Annotated in this window: 17 protein-coding genes; 4 read left to right on the top strand and 13 right to left on the bottom strand. The window is 70.5% G+C overall.

The features are described from left to right. Positions 1–5: 5 nt before the first annotated feature. From trpD to ACYVO7_RS13745, 4 genes are all read right to left on the bottom strand, one after another. Positions 6–1,019, bottom strand: a complete 1,014-nt coding sequence (trpD, locus tag ACYVO7_RS13730) for an anthranilate phosphoribosyltransferase (protein ID WP_460450390.1) — start codon at positions 1,017–1,019, stop codon at positions 6–8. 19 nt (positions 1,020–1,038) lie between these two features. Then, positions 1,039–1,650 (bottom strand): anthranilate synthase component II, encoded by a 612-nt coding sequence (locus tag ACYVO7_RS13735; RefSeq protein WP_460450391.1) that lies wholly within the window; start codon positions 1,648–1,650, stop codon positions 1,039–1,041. An 82-nt stretch (positions 1,651–1,732) separates the two neighbouring features. Beyond that, positions 1,733–3,253: an anthranilate synthase component I gene (gene trpE / locus ACYVO7_RS13740; RefSeq protein WP_460450392.1), complete on the bottom strand. Its 1,521-nt coding sequence runs from the start codon at positions 3,251–3,253 to the stop codon at positions 1,733–1,735. Positions 3,254–3,276: 23 nt separating this feature from the next. Beyond that, the gene (locus ACYVO7_RS13745) at positions 3,277–5,175 is read right to left on the bottom strand and encodes a SurA N-terminal domain-containing protein (protein ID WP_460450393.1); all 1,899 of its coding nucleotides are present in this window, start codon (positions 5,173–5,175) and stop codon (positions 3,277–3,279) included. A 186-nt stretch (positions 5,176–5,361) separates the two neighbouring features. On the opposite strand from ACYVO7_RS13745, the gene tpiA reads away from it, so the two are divergent. The 3 genes from tpiA to ACYVO7_RS13760 all read left to right on the top strand — a co-directional run bounded on the left by tpiA (position 5,362) and on the right by ACYVO7_RS13760 (position 8,533). Next, complete coding sequence (tpiA, locus tag ACYVO7_RS13750; protein WP_460450394.1) at positions 5,362–6,129, top strand: triose-phosphate isomerase; 768 nt, start codon at positions 5,362–5,364, stop codon at positions 6,127–6,129. 194 nt (positions 6,130–6,323) lie between these two features. Further along, positions 6,324–6,731, top strand: coding sequence for a preprotein translocase subunit SecG (gene secG / locus ACYVO7_RS13755; protein WP_460450395.1), 408 nt, complete (start codon positions 6,324–6,326; stop codon positions 6,729–6,731). A 173-nt stretch (positions 6,732–6,904) separates the two neighbouring features. Further along, positions 6,905–8,533: a CTP synthase gene (locus tag ACYVO7_RS13760; protein ID WP_406858242.1), complete on the top strand. Its 1,629-nt coding sequence runs from the start codon at positions 6,905–6,907 to the stop codon at positions 8,531–8,533. Here ACYVO7_RS13760 and ACYVO7_RS13765 read toward each other — a convergent pair. The 3 genes from ACYVO7_RS13765 to ACYVO7_RS13775 form a co-directional block, all read right to left on the bottom strand. Continuing rightward, positions 8,496–8,954, bottom strand: coding sequence for an EVE domain-containing protein (locus ACYVO7_RS13765; protein WP_460450396.1), 459 nt, complete (start codon positions 8,952–8,954; stop codon positions 8,496–8,498). The two genes, ACYVO7_RS13760 and ACYVO7_RS13765, sit on opposite strands and share 38 nt — an antisense overlap. After that, positions 8,951–9,325 carry a VOC family protein gene (locus ACYVO7_RS13770; protein ID WP_460450397.1) on the bottom strand — a complete coding sequence of 125 codons (375 nt, stop codon included), beginning with the start codon at positions 9,323–9,325 and terminating at the stop codon, positions 8,951–8,953. Before ACYVO7_RS13770 ends, ACYVO7_RS13765 begins: the two co-directional genes overlap by 4 nt. A 61-nt stretch (positions 9,326–9,386) precedes the next feature. Next, complete coding sequence (locus ACYVO7_RS13775; protein ID WP_460450398.1) at positions 9,387–10,076, bottom strand: helix-turn-helix transcriptional regulator; 690 nt, start codon at positions 10,074–10,076, stop codon at positions 9,387–9,389. 84 nt (positions 10,077–10,160) lie between these two features. Here ACYVO7_RS13775 and ACYVO7_RS13780 point away from each other — a divergent pair, with 84 nt between their 5' ends. Beyond that, a complete protein-coding gene (locus tag ACYVO7_RS13780) occupies positions 10,161–11,030 on the top strand; it encodes a VOC family protein (RefSeq protein WP_460450399.1) in 870 nt (289 codons plus the stop codon). 11 nt (positions 11,031–11,041) lie between these two features. Here ACYVO7_RS13780 and ACYVO7_RS13785 read toward each other — a convergent pair whose 3' ends face one another. The 6 genes from ACYVO7_RS13785 to ACYVO7_RS13810 all read right to left on the bottom strand — a co-directional run bounded on the left by ACYVO7_RS13785 (position 11,042) and on the right by ACYVO7_RS13810 (position 18,296). Next, positions 11,042–11,782 (bottom strand): SDR family NAD(P)-dependent oxidoreductase, encoded by a 741-nt coding sequence (locus ACYVO7_RS13785; RefSeq protein ID WP_460450400.1) that lies wholly within the window; start codon positions 11,780–11,782, stop codon positions 11,042–11,044. Between the two features lie 6 nt (positions 11,783–11,788). After that, entirely contained in the window at positions 11,789–13,276 is a 1,488-nt protein-coding gene (purF, locus tag ACYVO7_RS13790; protein ID WP_460450401.1) for an amidophosphoribosyltransferase, read from the bottom strand. Between the two features lie 170 nt (positions 13,277–13,446). Next, complete coding sequence (locus tag ACYVO7_RS13795) at positions 13,447–14,160, bottom strand: CvpA family protein (RefSeq protein ID WP_460450518.1); 714 nt, start codon at positions 14,158–14,160, stop codon at positions 13,447–13,449. Positions 14,161–14,233: 73 nt separating this feature from the next. Then, the gene (gene radA / locus ACYVO7_RS13800) at positions 14,234–15,664 is read right to left on the bottom strand and encodes a DNA repair protein RadA (protein ID WP_460450402.1); all 1,431 of its coding nucleotides are present in this window, start codon (positions 15,662–15,664) and stop codon (positions 14,234–14,236) included. Positions 15,665–15,675: 11 nt separating this feature from the next. Beyond that, positions 15,676–16,806, bottom strand: coding sequence for an alanine racemase (gene alr / locus ACYVO7_RS13805; RefSeq protein WP_460450403.1), 1,131 nt, complete (start codon positions 16,804–16,806; stop codon positions 15,676–15,678). After that, complete coding sequence (locus ACYVO7_RS13810; protein ID WP_460450404.1) at positions 16,803–18,296, bottom strand: replicative DNA helicase; 1,494 nt, start codon at positions 18,294–18,296, stop codon at positions 16,803–16,805. Before ACYVO7_RS13810 ends, alr begins: the two co-directional genes overlap by 4 nt. Positions 18,297–18,408 lie beyond the last annotated feature (112 nt).

Below are 18,408 nucleotides of genomic sequence, written 5' to 3' on the forward strand. Positions count from 1 at the left end.
CGGGCTCACCCGTTCGAGGCTGAGACGAGGCGGTCGAGCACCGAGCGCACCGCGCCGCTGTCGATCGCCTGCTGGGCCATGGACGCGCCGTCGCGCAGCGTCGCGGCCTTTCCGGCCACCACGAGCCCGGCCGCGGCGTTCAGCACGGCGATGTCGCGATAGGGGGTGCGCTCGCCGAACACCACGGCGCGCAGCGCCGCGGCGTTGTGGTCCGCTTCGCCGCCCCTGAGGTCCTGCGGGCGCGCGCGCTCGAGGCCGGCCTCCTCGGGGGTGATCGTGAAGGAGCGGGTGCGCCCGTCCTCCAGCGCCACGACGGCGGTCTCGCCCGTGGTGGTGATCTCGTCCAGGCCGTCCCGCCCATAGACCACCCAGACGCGCTCGGAGCCGAGCACCTTCAGGGTGTCGGCGATCGGCTGCAGCCAGCTCTCGGAGAACACGCCGAGCACCTGGCGCTTGACGCCGGCCGGGTTCGAGAGGGGGCCGAGGATGTTGAAGATGGTGCGCGTGCCGAGCTCCACGCGCACCGGCGCCACATGGCGCATCGAGGCGTGGTGGGTCGGGGCGAACATGAAGCCGACGCCGGCTTCCGCGATGCAGTGGGTGACCCGGGCGGGTTCGAGCCCCACCTTGACGCCGAGGGCGGCGAGCACGTCGGCCGCGCCGGAGCGGGAGGAGGCGGCGCGGTTGCCGTGCTTGGCCACGGGTACGCCGCATGCGGCGGCGATCATGGCCGCGAGAGTGGACACGTTGTAGGAGCCGGAATTGTCGCCGCCGGTGCCGACGATGTCGATGGCGTCCGCCGGCGCCTCGACGCGCAGCATCTTGGCCCGCATGGTCGCCACCGCGCCGGCGATCTCGTCCACCGTCTCGCCGCGCACCCGCAGCGCCATCAGGAAGGCGCCCGATTGCGCCAGGGTCGATCCGCCCGACAGGATCGTGTCGAAGGCGTGCTCGGCCTCCTCGCGCGACAGGGGGCTGCCGGTCGCGACCTTGGCGAGGATGGGCTTGAAAGCGTCCATGGCGAGGCTCCGCAGCGGCTCAGGCGACCGCCCGCCCGCGTCTCGTCTTATTCCATTCGGATGCGAGGTCGAGGAAATTGTGAAGGATCGTCAAGCCGTGCTCGGACTGGATGCTTTCCGGATGGAACTGCACGCCATGCACCGGCAGGCTCTTGTGCGAGAGCCCCATCACGAGCCCGTCCTCGCTTTCCGCGGTGACTTGCAGCGCGTCGGGGAAGTCCGCCCGGTCGACGACGAGCGAATGGTAGCGGGTCGCCCGGAAGGATCCGTTGATGCCGCGAAACACGGTCTGGCCGCGGTGATGGATCGTGGAGACCTTGCCGTGCATCGGCCGCGGCGCGCGGCGCACGGAGCCGCCATAGGCCTGGCCCATGGCCTGCACCCCCAGGCAGACCCCGAAGATCGGGATCTGGCCGGCCGCCTGGGCGATCAGGTCCAGGCAGACGCCGGCGTCGTCGGGCGTGCCGGGGCCGGGCGACAGGAGGACGGCGTCGGGAGCCTTGTCCAGCAGCTCGCGCGTCGTGATCCGGTCGTTGCGGACCACCTCCACGGTCGCGCCCAGCCGGCCGAGGTCGTGGTACAGGTTCCAGGTGAAGCTGTCGTAGTTGTCGATGAGGGTGACGGTCGTCATCGGCTGAGGTCCGGCTGCGCCGCTCCCTTTTGAGGCGTCCCGCCGCGGCGCGTCAAGCCGCGGGCCGGCGCGCGCGACGCCCTCACTGGCCGCGCCGGGCCGCGCTGGCGAAGCGCTCGGCCTCCTCGGCGGCGCGGAACAGGGCCTTGGCCTTGTTGACGCATTCCTGCTGCTCGGAGTCCGGGTCGCTGTCATAGACGATGCCGGCGCCGGCCTGGACATACATGCGGCCGTCCTTGACCACCGCGGTGCGCAGCACGATGCAGGTGTCCATCTCGCCATTGGCGCCGAAATAGCCGATGCAGCCGGCGTAGATGCCGCGCTTCTCCTTCTCCAGCTCGTCGATGATCTGCATCGCCCGCACCTTCGGCGCGCCCGAGACGGTGCCGGCCGGGAACCCCGCCACGAGCGCGTCGAGGGCGTCATGCTCCTTGGCGAGCACGCCTTCCACGTTCGAGACGATGTGCATCACCTGGCTGTAGCGCTCCAGGAAGAAGCTGTCGGTCACCGTCACGGTCCCGATCTCGGCGACGCGGCCGACGTCGTTGCGGCCGAGGTCGAGCAGCATGAGATGCTCGGCGCGCTCCTTCTCGTCGGCGAGGAGCTCCTCGCCCAGCGCCTTGTCCTGCGCCGGCGTGGCGCCGCGGGGGCGGGTGCCGGCGATGGGCCGGATCGTGACCTTGTCGTCGCGCACCCGCACCAGGATCTCGGGCGAGGAGCACACGATCTGGAAGCCGCCGAAATCGAGATAGCAGAGGAACGGGGCAGGATTGACCCGCCGCAACGCCCGGTAGAGCGACAGCGCCGGCAGCCCGAACGGCGCCTCGAAGCGCTGCGACAGCACCACCTGGAAGATGTCGCCGGCGCGGATGTGCTCCTTCGCCCGCTCCACCATGCCCTTATAGTCGTCGGGGCTGGTGTTCGACGTCCCGGACGCGGAGAGGAGACGCACGGGGGCCGTGGGCTGGGGCGCCGGGAGGGGGCCTTCGAGCGCCGCCACGATGGCGTCGATGCGCTCGCCCGCGCCTTCATACGCGGCCCTGGCCGATTGCCCGGCGCGCGGGCGCACGGGGCTGAGCACGACGATCTCGTCGCGCACGGCGTCGAACACCACCATCACGGTGGGGCGCACCAGCACCGCGTCGGGCACGCCGAGCACGTCCGGGTTGGGATCTCCGATCCGCTCCATGTGGCGGACCATGTCGTAGCCGAGATAGCCGAACACGCCGGCCGCCATCGGCGGCAGGTCGTCGCCGAAAGGCACGGCGCTCTCGGCCAGGAGGGTGCGAAGCGCGTCGAGCGGGGGCTCGATGCAGAGTTCGAACGCCTCGGGCTCTTCGAGCGCGACGCGGTTGATCTCCGACACCGCGCCCGTGCAGCGCCAGATCAGGTCCGGCGAGAGGCCGATCATGGAATAGCGGCCGCGCACCGCGCCGCCTTCCACCGATTCCAGCAGGAAGCACGGGCCCTTGCGGGCTTCGCTCAGCTTCAGGAAGGCCGAGACGGGCGTCTCCAGGTCGCCCACCAGCGAGACGCGCAGGATCTGCGGCGCGCCGGCGTCATAGGTCCTGGCGAAATCGTCGAAGGCCGGGATGATCGCCATGCCGGGTCAGCGCCTCGTCGCCATCAGAACTGCCCGCCGATGGCCTGGCGCAGCACGGCTTCGTTGACGCTGGCCCCGATCTCCTGCTGCACCTTCTGCACATAGACGTTCAGCATGTCGTCGCTGAGGGCGAGGCGGATCTGCTCGTCGAGCTGCTGCGCCGCCTGCTGGGTGGAGAGCAGGGGCGGCGTCTCCGCGCCGTCGATGCGCATGACCAGCCTCTCCTGCGCGCTGGCGCCGAGAGCGGTCGCGACCTTGCCGACCGGCGTGGCGAACGCCTGGGCGACGGCGGCCTGCGACAGTCCGCCGGCCGCGCCCTGGCGCTTCAGGTCCTTGGCGGTGCGGATCTCGAGCCCCAGTTCGCCCGCCACCGCCTCCAGGGTCGATCCGGCGTTGATCTTCCTGACCGCGTCGGAGGCGATGGTGGCGATCCTGTTCGCCGTCTCGTCGGCCTTCCAGGCGGCCTCGACCTCGGCCTTGACCTCGTCCAGCTTGCGCTCGCGGGAGGCCTCGATGCCGCCGATCTCGAACCACACATAGCCGCCGTCGCGGGTCGAGACGGCCTCGTTGTCCACTCCGACGTCGGAGGCGAAGGCCGCCTTCAGCACGCTGTCCCGGTCGGCGATGGCGATCGGCTTGCCGCTCTTGTCGCGTCCGGCGCGATCCACCTCGACCTGCTTCACGGCGAGCTTCAGGTCCTTGGCGATGTCGGCCAGCGGCTTGGCCGAGGCGCGCTGGTCCTCGATCTTGTCGTGGACGTCCTGCAGGGCGTCCCGGGCCTTGCCCTTTGCGATTTCGTTCCTGATCTCGGCCGCCACCGTCTCGAAGGGCTTCACCTGCTCGGGCTGGATGCTGGCGACCCGCACGAGCACGAAGCCGAACGCGCCGGCCACGGGCTCGCTGACCGCCCCGGCGGGGGTCGAGAAAGCGGCTTCGGCGACCTTCGGGTCGGCGATCCCGTCCCTGGACACGACGCCGAGGTCCAGATCCTGGGGCGGGATCTTGCGCTCCTCGGCGAGGGCGTCGAAGGTGAGGCCGCCTTTGATGCGCTCTGCCGCGGCCTTGGCTTCGTCGGCGGTGGGGAACACGATCTGCTGGACGGAGCGCTTCTCGGCCTCGCCGTAGCGGGACTTGTTGCGCTCGTAGAACGCCTTCGCGTCCGCCTCCGGCACCTCGTCGGGCTTCGCCACGTCGGCGGGGCTGAGCTGCAGCAGCGTCACCTTGCGGAACTCCGGCGCGCGGAAGGCCGCCTTCTGCTGGTCGAAGAAGGTCTGCAACGCGGCGGCGTCGGGCGCGGGGACTTCGCCGGCCTTCTCGGCGCCGATCGCCACATAGCTGATGGCGCGCGTCTCGTTCTGGTAGCGGTGGACGGCGTCGCGCAGCACGCCCGGAACCGGCGGCGCGCCGGCCACCGTGTCGGCGAGCTGCTGGCGCAGATAGACGGCGCGCTGGGTGCGGATGAAACCCTGCTCGGTGAAGCCCTGGTTGCGGATCGCCTCGTTGAAGGCGTTGCGGTCGAACTGCCCGCTCGGCCCCTTGAAGGCCGGATCGGCGAAGATCGCCTTGGCGATCGTCGCGTCCGAGATGGCGAGGCCGTAATACTTCACCCGCTCGTCGAGCGTGGCCTCGGTCATCATCTTGGACAGGACCTGCCGGTCCAGCCCCACCGCCCGCGCCTCGTCATTGGTGATCGCCCGGCGGATGCGGCGCGACAGCTGCTGCATCTCGTTCTGGTAGGCGTCGCGATAGGCGAGGGCGCTGATCTCGGTGGAGCCGACCTGGGCCACATTGGTGTGGCCCACCGAGCGGATCATGTCGCCGATGCCCCAGATGCCGAAGCTGAGGATGAGGAAGCCGAACAGGACGGCCACCACGATGCGGCCGAGCCAGCTTTGTCCGGCCTTGCGCATTCCTGACATCATGGGGCGAAACTTCCTTCAACGTGACGGACTGGAGGGCCGGGACGGGCCCCGGCCGAAAGGCGGCGCATCATATGGACGCGATCCCCGCGCCGCAACGTGGCGTCGCACGCTTTCCCGGCGCTTTCTAGGCGCTTTCGACTTCGCCCGGCATCTGCTATCCGGCGCTGATCAGTTCGGGAGATGGAAATGACCGCCTCAGCGCGCCCGCGCCCCCTCGTGGCCGGCAATTGGAAGATGAACGGCCTCAAGGCGTCGCTGGGCGAGCTCGTGGCCATGGGGGCGCAGTATGACGCGACCCTGAAGGGCAAGGTCGACCTCCTGGTCTGCCCGCCGGCGACGCTGGTCTCCATGGCTGTGGCGGCGGGCGGCGGCGCGCAGATCGCAATCGGCGGACAGGACTGCCACGCCAAGCCGAACGGCGCCCACACGGGCGACGTCTCGGCCGAGATGCTGGCGGATCTGGGGGCGACGCATGTCATCGTCGGGCATTCCGAGCGCCGCACCGATCACCGGGAGACCGACGCCGACGTGAGGGCCAAGGCCGAGGCGGCCTGGCGGGCCGGCCTCACAGCCATCCTGTGCGTCGGCGAAACCAGGGACGAGCGCGAGGCGGGCAAGACGCTGGCCATCGTGAAGCGCCAGCTGCGCGGCTCCATTCCCGAAGGCGCGACGGCCGCCAACCTGGTGGTGGCCTATGAGCCGGTCTGGGCGATCGGCACCGGCCTCACCCCGACGGCGAAGGACGTCGAGGAGGTCCACGCCATGATCCGCGCCGAGCTGCGCGACATCGTCGGCGCCGAGCAGGCGCCGCAGGTGCGCATCCTGTATGGCGGATCGGTGAAGCCCTCCAACGCCGCCGAACTGATGGCCGTGCCCGAGGTGGACGGCGCGCTCGTGGGCGGGGCCAGCCTGAAGGCGGCCGACTTCATGGGCATCGCGGCGGCGTATCGCTGAGGACGCGGGCCGCCGATTGAAGGGCGGCGGCGCCGTTCCCATCTTTGCACCCGGGCGGGGCTGTGCTAAACGCCGCCCGTGAGTTCAGCCGGGACCGCCTTCGCCTCGAAGTCGATGACCCCGGCGTTTCGGCTTGGCGCGCCCTGTTTCGACGGGACGCGCCGGCCTCCGTCTCGGCAGTCCCGGAAGGACCCATGCAGCAGGTTCTGATCGTCATCCACCTGATCGTGGTGCTCGCTCTCGTGGGCGTGATCCTTCTTCAGCGTTCCGAGGGCGGCGCGCTCGGCGGCCTCTCGGGCGGCGGCGGCGTCTCCGGCTTCATGACCGGCCGCGGACAGGCCAACGCGCTCACCCGCGCCACGGCCGTTCTCGGCGCCGTGTTCTTCGCCACCAGCCTGATCCTGGCGATCATGGCCGGCGCGAACCGCGCTCCCAAATCGATCCTGGACCAGAACGCCCCCGCGGCGGGCGCGCCGGCGGCTCCCGCCCAGGCGCCCTCGGGCGGCGTCCTCGACCAGCTCAACCGCCTGCAGAACCAGCAGGCTCCGGCGGCGCCTGCGGCTCCGGCCCCCGGGGCGCCGGCCCCGGCGCCCGCCCAGTAAGAGACGCGACGAGAGGGCCGGGCGACCGGCCCTCTCTCTTTGTGGCGCCCGGATCGGCGCCGTCGAACGACCGGCCGGCGCGGCGGCGCCGACGGGCGGAAACCTGTGGAGAGCCTGCCCGAGGCGGCGATGTGTTTCGCGAATCGGCGGCGAAGGAGTATTTGGAAACCCCCATGGCTCGCTATGTCTTCATCACCGGCGGCGTGGTTTCTTCCCTGGGGAAGGGCCTGGCCTCCGCAGCCCTGGGCGCTCTCCTGCAGGCTCGCGGCTACTCCGTCCGCCTGCGCAAGCTGGATCCCTATCTCAACGTCGACCCGGGCACGATGAGCCCGTACCAGCATGGCGAGGTCTTCGTCACCGACGACGGGGCCGAGACCGACCTCGACCTCGGCCATTACGAGCGCTTCACCGGACGGCCCGCCTCCAAGGCGGACAACATCACGACCGGGCGCATCTACCAGGACATCATCGCTAAGGAGCGCCGCGGCGACTATCTGGGCGGCACCGTGCAGGTGATCCCGCACGTCACCAACGCCATCAAGGAATTCGTGCTCACCGGCAACGAGGGCGTCGACTTCGTGCTCGTGGAGATCGGCGGCACGGTGGGCGACATCGAGGGCCTGCCCTTCTTCGAGGCGATCCGCCAGCTCGGCAACGACCTGCCGCGCGGCCACGCCGTCTATGTGCATCTGACGCTGCTGCCCTTCATCCCGAGCGCCGGCGAGCTGAAGACCAAGCCGACCCAGCACTCCGTCAAGGAGCTGCGCTCCATCGGCATCCAGCCCGACATCCTGCTCTGCCGCACCGACCGGGAGATCCCGCGCGAGGAGCGCCGCAAGCTCGGCCTCTTCTGCAATGTGCGCGAGAGCGCCGTGATCGAGGCGCGCGACGTCTCCTCGATCTACGCCGTGCCGGCGGCCTATCACGAGGCCGGCCTCGACGCCGAAGTGCTGGCCGCGTTCGGCATCGAGCCCGCGCCCAAGCCCAATCTGGCCCGCTGGGCCTCCGTGACGGAGAGCATCGCCAACCCGGAAGGCGAGGTCACCATTGCGGTGGTGGGCAAGTACACGGGCATGAAGGACGCCTACAAGTCGCTCATCGAGGCGCTGGCCCATGGCGGCATCGCCAATCGGGTGAAGGTGAAGCTCGACTGGATCGAGTCCGAGGTGTTCGAGAGCGAGGACCCGACGCCGTTCCTCGAGCATGTCCACGGCATCCTGGTGCCGGGCGGCTTCGGCCATCGCGGTGCCGAAGGCAAGATCCGCGCGGCCGGCTTCGCGCGCGAGCGCAAGGTGCCGTATTTCGGCATCTGCTTCGGCATGCAGATGGCCGTCATCGAGGCCGCCCGCACCCTGGCGGGCGTCAAGGACGCCAATTCGACGGAGTTCGGCCCCTGCGCCGAGCCGGTCGTGGGCCTCATGACGGAGTGGATGCGCGGCAACGAGCTGGAGATCCGCGCCGCCGGCGGCGACCTCGGCGGCACCATGCGGCTCGGCGCCTTCAAGGCGCGCCTGGCGGAGGGCAGCCGCATCGCCGAGATCTACGGCGACACGGAGATCTCCGAGCGGCACCGCCACCGCTACGAAGTGAACATGGGCTACCGCGACCGGCTGGAGAGCGAGGGCATGCGCTTCGCGGGCGTGTCGCCCGACGGGCTGCTGCCCGAGACCGTCGAGATCCCGGACCATCCCTGGTTCGTCGGGGTGCAGTATCACCCCGAGCTGAAGTCCCGCCCGTTCGAGCCTCATCCGCTGTTCAAGAGCTTCATCGCGGCGGCGGTGGAGCAGAGCCGGCTGGTGTGAGGGCGGCCGCCCCCATCGCCTCGGCGATGGTCCGGTAGTCGCGCTCGCTGATCTCGAACACCCCGAAACGGAGCTGGTAGCCCCAGTTTCGCTGGCCGCGGGTGAAGTCGAGCGCGTCGAGCAGGGGCCGGATGGGCGTCTCGCGGGCGTCCCACCAGTCCACGTCCCTCCGATAAGGGCGGAAGCCGCCTCCACAGTCGAAGCCATAGGCGTCGCCGGCGCGGACGGATCCGACCGCCGTGAAGGCGCTGTACCCGTCACGCGCGCCGAACGCTTCGGACGGCGAGTAGTAGGCGACGCCGTCTCCCGGCGCGATGCGGCGCAGCGGCGCCGCCTTGCCGTGGCAAAGCTGCATGAAGCCGCCGGCCCTCCCGCGGCGCACATGCTCGGCCGAGGCGACCCCGATCCAGAACCGGCTCATGACGCGGCGCCCGGAGCGAAGACGCGAAAGCGATGCCCGTCCGGGTCGGCGGCCACGCAGGTGAAGCCGAAATCCATGCGCGTCGGCGCCTGCAGCACCGGGACGCCCTCGGCGACCCACTCTCCGTGGATCCGCTGGACCGCGGCGTCGGCCTCGACCGCGCAGGCGAGTTCGGCCTGGCCCGGCGCGCCGATCGGGCGCGGCTCCACGCCGGTCCGGCTCCACAGGCCCAGCATCAGCCCGGAGGGCAGGGCGAACATCGCGAAAGATGGAGACGCCTCGGCGGGCTCAAGCCCGAGCAGCCGGCCGTAGAAGGCGGCGCTCGCCGGGACGTCGGCGACATAGAGGAGGACGAAGTTGGGGGCTGTCATGGCGGGTCTCCTTGCTGACCCGCTTGTCTTGCCCGGCCCTGCTGACAGTTTCCGTCAGCAGTCAGGCCTCCGCGACGCCTTCGCGCTCGCGCCATTGGCGCAGCAGCGTCTTTCGGGGGCTGGAATAGCGCTCCGTGAGCGCTTCGACCCCGGCGATGCGGTCAAGGCGAAAGCAGCGGAAGTCCGCCCGCAGCTCGCACCAGGCCACCAGCACCTGCGCCCTGTCGAAATAGCCGACGGCCAGCGGCCACACCGTCCGGCTCGTCGCGGCCTCGGCCTTGTCCCGATAGGCGATGCGCAGCTTGGACTGGCGACGCAGGGCGTCGCGCACGAGGGCGGGATCGAAGCCGCTGGGCTCGGCCGCGCCTGACGGTCCGACCAGCAGGCGCGAGCCGTCGAGCTCGTCGGCGAGCTCCCGCGGCAAGATGGACCCGATCTTCGCCAGCGCGTCGAGGGCGGCTCCGCGCAGGCGCCGGTCGCCCCTGTCCGCCGCCCAGCGCGCGCCCAGCGCCAGCGCCTCCAGCTCCTCGGGGGAGAACATCAAGGGCGGCAGCAGGAAGCCGTGGCGCAGGACGAAGCCAAGGCCCGCCTCGCCCTCGATCGGAGCCCCCTGGGCGCGCAGGCTGGCGACGTCGCGATACAGCGTGCGCAAGCTCACGCCGAGCTCCGTCGCCAGCTCGGCCCCGGCGGCCGGATAGCGACGCCGGCGGAGCGCCTGGAGCAGGTCGAGCAGGCGTTCGGCGCGGGACACGGCAGCGGGACCTGACGGGAGGATTGGGATTGGGCGGCGCGGTCGGTAAGATGCCCGTCCGAGCCCTTCAAGAGAAGTCCTTCCATGCCGCGCGGCCTCGATCATCTCGTCCTCGCCGTCCACGATCTCGACCGGGCGGGCCGCTTCTACGAGGCGCTCGGTTTCACGGTCGGGGCCCGCAACCGCCACCCCTGGGGCACGGAGAACCGGATCGTCCAGTTTCCCGGCGTGTTCCTGGAGCTGATCACGGTGGGCGAGGGCGCCGCCATCGCGCCGCATGAGCCGGGGCGGTTCTCCTTCGGGGCCTTCGTGCGCGACAGCCTCGCGCGGCGGGAGGGCCTGGCCATGCTGGTGCTCGAGGCGCGGGACGCCGAGGCCGACCGGGCCGCCTTCGCGCAGTCAGGCATCGGCGGTTTCGCGCCGTTCTTCTTCGAGCGCGAGGCCAAGCGCCCGGACGGATCGAGCGCCCGGGTCGCCTTCAGCCTCGCCTTCGCGCAGGACAGGCTCGCGCCCGAGGCCGGCTTCTTCGTCTGCCAGCAGCACGAGCCGCAGAATTTCTGGAACCCGGCCTTCCAGGCTCACCCAAACGGCGCCGTGGCGGTCGAGGCCGTGACGATGATCGCCGAGAATCCCTCGGCTCACGCCGAGTTCCTGCACCATTTCACCGGCGAGCATGACCTCGCCTCGACCTCGGCCGGCATTGTCGTGCGCCTGCCCCGCGGTTGCATCGAGGTGATGTCCGGCGACGCGCTCTCGTTCCACACCGGCGTGCGGCTCGCGGAGGAGCCTGCCCGGCTCGTCGGCTTCACGGTGGCGGTCCGCAGCCTGGACGCTTTCGCCACGCGCGTCCGCGCCGCCGGTTTGGCGCATGTGGTCGTCGGCGACCGCATCGTGCTGCCGCCCGAGGCGGCCTTCGGGTCGATCCTCAGCGTCGTCGAACGCGCGACCGGGTAGCCGCCCCCGACCTACGCCGGAAACTGGAACGCCTTCACCGACTCGGTCGGGAAATCGAAGAGCTTGCCGGTCTCGGTCCAGGACGGGGACGCGATGGCGACGAGATGGGGGGCGAGATCGTCCGGCGTCTTCAGCGACATCGGGTCCTCGCCCGGCATCGCTGTCTCGCGCATGCGGGTGCGCAGAGGGCCGGGATTGACCAGCATGACCTTGACGGGGGTCGTCGCCGTCTCGGCCGCATAGGTGCAGCCCAGCGCGTCGACGGCCGCCTTGGAAACGGAGTATGGCCCCCAATAGGCCGTGCGCTTCCAGGAGGCGCCCGACGAGATCAGCATGGCCCGGCCGGCGTCCGAGGCGCGCAGCAGCGGGTCCAGGGAGCGCAGAAGGCGCCAGTTGGCCGTGACGTTCACGGCCATCACGTTGTCCCAGTCCTTCGGGGCGACGTGGCCGAGCGGCGTCAACGGACCGAGCACGCCGGCGTTGCCCAGGAACACGTCGAGCCTGCCCCAGCGCTCGTGCAGCGCTCCGCCGAGCCGGTCGAGCGCGTCGAAATCCTTGAGGTCGATTGGCACGAGCGTGGCCGTGGCGCCCAGCCCGCGGATCTCGTCGTCGAGCTCCTCCAGGGCGCCCTGCGTGCGGGCGACGGCGACCACATGGGCGCCGGCCTGGGCGAAGGCCAGCGCGGCGGCGCGGCCGATCCCGCGCGACGCGCCGGTCACCAGCGCGATGCGGTTTGCGAGAGGCTTGGACATGAAAGCTTATCCGACTTCGGCGAGCATCGAGAGCTGCTGCTTCGGCCCTTCGCCGACCAGGTCGGTGATGGGGGTCGGGTATTCGCCCGTGAAGCAGTGATCGGTGAATTGCGGGCAGGCGTCGTTGCGGCGCGCCTCGCCCATGGCGCGATAGATGCCGTCCACCGACAGGAAGGCCAGCGAGTCGCAGCCGATATAGGCCCGCATCTCCTCCAGCGTATGCGTCGCGGCGAGCAGCTTGTCGCGCTCCGGCGTGTCGATGCCGTAATAGTCGGGATGGGTGATCGGCGGGCTCGAGATGCGGAAATGCACCTCCTTGGCCCCGGCGTCGCGCATCATCTGGACGATCTTCACCGAGGTGGTGCCGCGCACGATGCTGTCGTCGATGAGCACGATGCGCTTGCCGGCCACCACCGAGCGGTTGGCGGAGTGCTTCAGCCGGACGCCGAGTTCGCGGACGGACTGCGTGGGCTGGATGAAGGTGCGGCCCACATAGTGATTGCGGATGATGCCGAGCTCATACGGGATCCCCGCCGCCTGGGCGAAGCCCAGCGCCGCCGGAACGCCGGAATCCGGCACCGGGATCACCACGTCGGCGTCGATGGGCGACTCGGAGGCGAGCTCCGCGCCCATGCGCTTGCGGACGTCGTAGACGGACCGGCCGTGCACGATGGAGTCCGGCCGCGAGAAGTAGATGTACTCGAAGATGCAGGGGCGGGCCGGCACCGGCTTGAAGGGCTTGATCGACTCGATGCCGTCCTCGGACGCCACGATGATCTCGCCGTTCTCGACGTCGCGGACGAACTTCGCTCCGATGATGTCGAGCGCGCAGGTCTCGGACGCGAAGATGGGGCGGCCGTCGAGGTCGCCCAGCACCAGGGGGCGGATGCCGAGCGGGTCGCGGGCGCCGATCAGCTTCTTGTTGGTCATGGCGACGAGCGAATAGGCGCCCTCGATCTGCGCCAGCGCGTCGATGAACCGGTCCATGAAGCGGCGTTTGCGGCTGCGCGCGACCAGATGCAGGATCACCTCGGTGTCGGAGGTCGACTGGCAGATCGCGCCGTCGCGCACGAGCTGGCGGCGCAGCGTCAGGCCGTTGGTGAGGTTGCCGTTGTGGGCGACCGCGAAGCCGCCGCTCTCCAGCTCGGCGAAAAGCGGCTGCACGTTGCGCAGGATGGTCGCGCCCGTGGTGGCGTAGCGCACATGGCCGATCGCGTTCGCGCCCTGCAGGCGCTCGATGGTGGCGAGGTCGGAGAAGGTGTCGCCGACGAGGCCAAGGGCGCGCTCGGAGTGGAAGCGCTGGCCGTCGAAGGAGACGATGCCCGCCGCTTCCTGGCCGCGATGCTGGAGGGCGTGGAGCCCCAGCGCCGTGATCGCCGCCGCGTCGGGATGGCCGTAGATTCCGAAGACGCCGCATTCCTCGTGCAGCCGGTCGGCCTCGGGATCGAAGATGGGGTCGCCAGCTGGGGAGTGCATGCCGTTGCGGTCGGTCATCGCTGTCCTCGTCAAAGCAAGAACCGCGCATGCGGCGGCCGCAGCGCGGAAGAGATGCATGGCCCAATCACAATGCGGCCCGACGCCGTCGGGTCGCGCGCCCGCCTCCCGCGAGCATCCCTGCGGCATTCGCTCTCGGCGAAGATGGTGATCCTCGCCCGGGAATGCATCTAGCGCGTCGACTTCGGCGCCGGATTGGCGGCCGTCTCGATCAACTGCTGCAGCCCTTGCTGCTGCGCCTTCTTATACGAGGGCTGCGTCTCCGTCTCCGTCCGTTTCTGTCCGGGCGGCGTTGCGCTCGGGGCAGGGGCGGGGGGGGCCGCAGGTTGCCCCGGCGCGGCCGGCGGCTCGCTGGGATCGCCCAGGTTCTTGTTCTTGTTGCGCAGCTTCTGCAGATAGCCCTCGGGGTCCTCGGGAAGCAGGCTGACGATGTAGTCGCCGGAGTCCTTGAGGACGGGGCGCAGCTTGGCGTTGCGGATCCAGTCCGGCTGCGCCTTGTCGCCCACGAGCTTGTCGAAGAACACGAACGCGATCACGGCGATCAGGAGCCCGCGGCCGGCCCCGAACAGGAAGCCGAGCGTGCGGTCGAGCGCGCCGATCTTGGAGTCGAGGATCAGGTCCGAGATCTTGACCGTGACGATGGAGACCAGCACCAGCGTGAACAGGAACACCGACGCGATCGAGGCCGCCAGCGCGAGCTGGGCGTTCGGGATGTATTCCTTGGCGTAGGGCAGGACCAGCGGGTGCAGCGCATAGGCCGCCGCCGCGGCCGCGATCCAGGACGCGATCGCCAGGACTTCCCGGGTGAAGCCGCGAACCGCCGCCAGGAGCGCGGAGACGATGACCACGCCCAAGACGACGAGGTCGAGCGGGGTGACGGGCAGCTGGTTCATGGAAGTCCGGGGATTTTCAAGGGCCGACGCGGTGAAGGTCTTATAACGGGACCGCCTCCCAGCGTCACGCGTCTTCCGGCGCGTATCCCGGACGCTTTGCGCCGCGCTTTCCGGCCCCCTGGGCCGCGATGCCGGCCACCAGATCGGCGACGTCTGCGGCCGATTCGACGCGGATGGCGGGCTTTCCCGCGCTTTCCAGGCCGGCCCGGGGCATCATCGCGGAGGTGAAGCCCAGTTTGGCCGCTTCTTTCAGCCGCGTGGCGGCCTGGCTCACGGGGCGCAGCGCGCCCGTCAGGCCGATTTCGCCCATATAGACGCGCTCGGGCGACAGCGGAGCCTGGGCCAGGGAGGACACCAGGGCGGCGGCGGCCGCGAGGTCCGCGGCGGGCTCGTTGATTCGCATGCCGCCCGCGACGTTCAGATAGACGTCGTGCTGGCCGAGCTTCAGGCCGGCATGCGCCTCCAGCACGGCGATGACCATCGACAGGCGGCTCTGGTCCCAGCCGACCACGGCGCGGCGGGGCGTGCCCAGCGACGTGGGCGCCACCAGCGCCTGGAACTCCACGAGCAGCGGCCGGGTGCCCTCCATCCCGGCGAAGACGGCCGTGCCGGGCGAAGCCGTGTCGCGCCCGGCCAGGAACAGCGCGGAGGGGTTGGTCACCTCCGAAAGGCCGAGCCCGGTCATCTCGAAGACGCCGATCTCGTCGGTGGGGCCGAAGCGGTTCTTCACCGCCCGCAGGATGCGGAAATGATGCGCTCCGTCGCCCTCGAAGGACGCCACGGCGTCCACCATGTGCTCGACGACGCGCGGGCCGGCGATCTGGCCGTCCTTGGTGACGTGGCCGACCAGGATCAGCGCCGCGCCGCTGGTCTTGGCGTAGCGGATCAGGAGCTGCGCGGAGCCGCGCACCTGCGTCACGGTGCCGGGCGCGGCCTCCACCGCCTCCGTCCACATCGTCTGGATCGAATCGATGATCACCAGCCGGGGCGGCTGGCCCTGCGAGAGGGTCGTGACGATGTCCTCCACGCTGGTCTCCGAGGCGAGCTCCACGGGCGCGCCGCTGAGCCCGAGCCGCTCGGCCCGCAGCCGGACCTGGCCGACCGCCTCCTCGCCCGAGATGTAGACGACCCGGTGGCCCTTGTTGCTCAGCGCCGCGCAGGCCTGCATCAGCAATGTCGACTTGCCGATGCCGGGATCGCCGCCGAGCAGGATCACCGAGCCCTTGACGAAGCCGCCGCCCGTCACCCTGTCGAGTTCGGCGATGCCCGAGGCGATGCGCGGCGCCTCCGGTTCGCTGCCGGTGAGGCCCTCCAGCTGGAACACCCGGCCCTTGCCGCGCAGGCCCCGGGGAACCGGCGCGCCGCCGGGCAACGGCGCCGCGGCGGCCTCCTCGGCGATGGTGTTCCATCCGCCGCAGGCGTCGCAGCGGCCCTGCCAGCGGCCATAGACCGCGCCGCAGGACTGGCAGGCGTAGGTGAGGGTGCGTTTGGCCATGGGCGAGGCGATCAGGCTTTCACATAGCGCCGGGCGTAGCGACGGCCCAGCGAGGTCAGGATCTCGTAGCCGCTCGCTCCGGCGCGGGCGGCGACGTCGTCGACCGTGATCGCGGGGTTCAAGAGCGAAACCGGGTCGCCCCGACCGACGCCAGGCGGCGCGTCCGTGACGTCGATGGCGATCAGGTCCATGGACACGCGACCGGCGAAGGGGCAGCGCGCGCCTCCCACGATGGCGTCCGCGCCGGCGCGGTCGTCCGCCGACGAGGCCGCGCGGGGAAAGCCGTCGGCGTAGCCCACCGACGTCACGGCCACGCGCCGGCGGCCTCGAGCCGTCCATTGGGCGTTGTAGCCGACGGTGTCGCCGGCCTCGACCCAGCGGACCTGCACGATCCGGCCTTCGAGGCCGATCACGGGCCGCATCGGGTTGGGGCGTCCCGGCTGCGGGTTGCCGCCGTACAGCGCATAGCCGGGGCGAATCAGGTCGTGCCGGGCGGCCCCGCCCAGGAACGCGCCGGACGAATTGGCGAGGCTTCCGGGCAATGACGGGAACGCCTCGCGCACGGCCGCGAAGGCGGCGATCTGGCGCGCATTGAGGGGATTACCCGGCTCCTCGGCGCTGACGAGATGCGTCATCACGAGGCCGACCGGGCAGCCCTCGAGACCCCTTTCACCCATCGCGACGGCGTCCGCGACGGCGAGGCCGAGGCGGTTCATGCCGGTGTCGACGTGAAGCGCCGCCTTCAGGTCGAGCCCCTCGGCCCGGGTGAAAGCCGCCCATTCGGCGATCTCCTCGGCGCTGCCCAGCACCGGGCGCAGCCGCTCGGCCGCAAAGGCCGGGCCGGACCCCGGAGGAAGCCCGTTCAGGACGTAGATGTCGGCCTGCGGAGCGGCGGCGCGGGCGCGCCGGCCCTCGGCGATGTGGGCGACGAAGAAGGTCCGGCATCCGGCCCGCGCCAGCGCCGGGACGGCGGCCTCGATGCCGGTCCCGTAGGCGTCCGCCTTCACGACCGCCGCGCAGTCCGCGCCGGGCGCCCGGGCGGCGAGCAGCCGCCAGTTGGCGACCAGCGCGCCGAGATCGATCGTGAGCACGCCGCCGGCTTCGCTCGGCGCCGGGCCGGACGCGGCCGGGTCCCTGGTCATTCCATCCGCTCGGGCAGGTGATCCTCGCTCGCCAGGTTGGAGAAGCGGGTGATCTCGGCTTCGAAGTGCACCGGCACGGTGCCGGTCGGGCCGTGACGCTGCTTGCCGATGATCACCTCGGCGCGCCCGTGCACCTGCTCCATCTCGGCCTGCCACTTGAAGTGCTCCTCGGTGCCCATCTTGGGCTCCTTGTTTTTCAGGTAGTACTCCTCACGATAGACGAAGATCACGACGTCCGCGTCCTGCTCGATCGACCCCGATTCGCGGAGGTCCGAGAGCTGCGGGCGCTTGTCGTCGCGGTTCTCGACCTGGCGGGAGAGCTGCGACAGCGCGATGATCGGGACCACGAGCTCCTTGGCGAGCGCCTTGAGGCCGGTGGTGATCTCGGTGAGCTCCTGCACGCGGTTCTCGCCCTTCTTGGCGGAGGCGGAGAGCAGCTGGAGATAGTCGACCACCAGCAGGTCGAGCCCCTTCTGGCGCTTCAGGCGCCGTGCGCGCGCCGTGAGCTGCGCGATCGAGATGCCGCCGGTGTCGTCGATGTAGAAGGGGCAGCGCTCCATCTCGCGCGCCGCGTTCGCCACGCGCGCGAAGTCCTGCTCGGAGATCTCGCCGCGGCGGATCTTGTAGGAGGCCACGCCCGATTCTTCGGCGATGAGGCGGGTGGCGAGCTGGTCGGCCGACATCTCCAGCGAGAAGAAGCCGACGATGCCGCCGTCGATGCGCTTCATGTGCCCGTCGGGCTGGCGCTCGCCGCGGTAGTCCTTGGCCACGTTGAAGGCGATGTTGGTGGCGAGCGACGTCTTGCCCATGCCCGGGCGGCCGGCGAGGATGATCAGGTCCGACGGCTGCAGGCCGCCCATCATGCGGTCGAGGTCGCTGATGCCGGTCGAGATGCCCGACAGCTTGCGGTCGCGCTTGAACGCCTCGGCGGCCATGTCGATGGCGCTGCGCAGCGAGTTGGAGAAGTTCTGGAAGCCGCCCTCGGTCTGGCCCGATTCGGCGAGTTCGTAGAGCCGGCGCTCCGCCTCCTCGATCTGCTTGCGCGGCGGCTCGTCCACGGCCGCGTCATAGGCGACGTTGACCATGTCCTCGCCGATGAGGATCAGGTTGCGCCGCATGGCGAGGTCATAGATCGCCCGGCCGTAGTCCTCGGCGTTGATGACCGTCGTCGCCTCGGCCGCGAGCCGGCCGAGATATTGCGACACCGTCATGCCGCCGAGATCCTGGTCGCCCACGAAGGTCTTGAGCGTGATCGGGGTCGCCACCTTGCCGGAGCGGATCAGCGACTGCGTCACCTCGTAGATGCGCCGGTGCACCTCCTCGGAGAAGTGCACGGCCTCGAGGAAGTCCGAGACGCGGAAAAAGGCCTCGTTGTTGACCAGGATGGCGCCGAGGAGAGCCTGCTCGGCCTCGATGTTGTGGGGCGGAGTCCGGTAGGGGGCCGCAGGCTCCGGAAGGGGCCGGACCGCGAGCTGAGACGCTGAAGCCATGGTGATTCGCTGTTCCGAGAGGGCGGGAGCTTACCACCGCCCGCCGCAGCTTGGTTTCGCACGCCGGCGCGGCCGGGTGGAGTGTCTGAAAAGACATAGCCCGGCGATTCAC

This window comes from Alsobacter sp. SYSU BS001988, assembly GCF_054796215.1.

Bases quoted from the DNA above. Each gene is read 5' to 3' on its own strand.
- trpD (WP_460450390.1), bottom strand. From the start codon at position 1,019: ATGGACGCTTTCAAGCCCATCCTCGCCAAGGTCGCGACCGGCAGCCCC.
- ACYVO7_RS13735 (WP_460450391.1), bottom strand. From the start codon at position 1,650: ATGACGACCGTCACCCTCATCGACAACTACGACAGCTTCACCTGGAAC.
- trpE (WP_460450392.1), bottom strand. From the start codon at position 3,253: ATGGCGATCATCCCGGCCTTCGACGATTTCGCCAGGACCTATGACGCC.
- ACYVO7_RS13745 (WP_460450393.1), bottom strand. From the start codon at position 5,175: ATGATGTCAGGAATGCGCAAGGCCGGACAAAGCTGGCTCGGCCGCATC.
- tpiA (WP_460450394.1), top strand. From the start codon at position 5,362: ATGACCGCCTCAGCGCGCCCGCGCCCCCTCGTGGCCGGCAATTGGAAG.
- secG (WP_460450395.1), top strand. From the start codon at position 6,324: ATGCAGCAGGTTCTGATCGTCATCCACCTGATCGTGGTGCTCGCTCTC.
- ACYVO7_RS13760 (WP_406858242.1), top strand. From the start codon at position 6,905: ATGGCTCGCTATGTCTTCATCACCGGCGGCGTGGTTTCTTCCCTGGGG.
- ACYVO7_RS13765 (WP_460450396.1), bottom strand. From the start codon at position 8,954: ATGAGCCGGTTCTGGATCGGGGTCGCCTCGGCCGAGCATGTGCGCCGC.
- ACYVO7_RS13770 (WP_460450397.1), bottom strand. From the start codon at position 9,325: ATGACAGCCCCCAACTTCGTCCTCCTCTATGTCGCCGACGTCCCGGCG.
- ACYVO7_RS13780 (WP_460450399.1), top strand. From the start codon at position 10,161: ATGCCGCGCGGCCTCGATCATCTCGTCCTCGCCGTCCACGATCTCGAC.
- ACYVO7_RS13785 (WP_460450400.1), bottom strand. From the start codon at position 11,782: ATGTCCAAGCCTCTCGCAAACCGCATCGCGCTGGTGACCGGCGCGTCG.
- purF (WP_460450401.1), bottom strand. From the start codon at position 13,276: ATGACCGACCGCAACGGCATGCACTCCCCAGCTGGCGACCCCATCTTC.
- radA (WP_460450402.1), bottom strand. From the start codon at position 15,664: ATGGCCAAACGCACCCTCACCTACGCCTGCCAGTCCTGCGGCGCGGTC.
- alr (WP_460450403.1), bottom strand. From the start codon at position 16,806: ATGACCAGGGACCCGGCCGCGTCCGGCCCGGCGCCGAGCGAAGCCGGC.
- ACYVO7_RS13810 (WP_460450404.1), bottom strand. From the start codon at position 18,296: ATGGCTTCAGCGTCTCAGCTCGCGGTCCGGCCCCTTCCGGAGCCTGCG.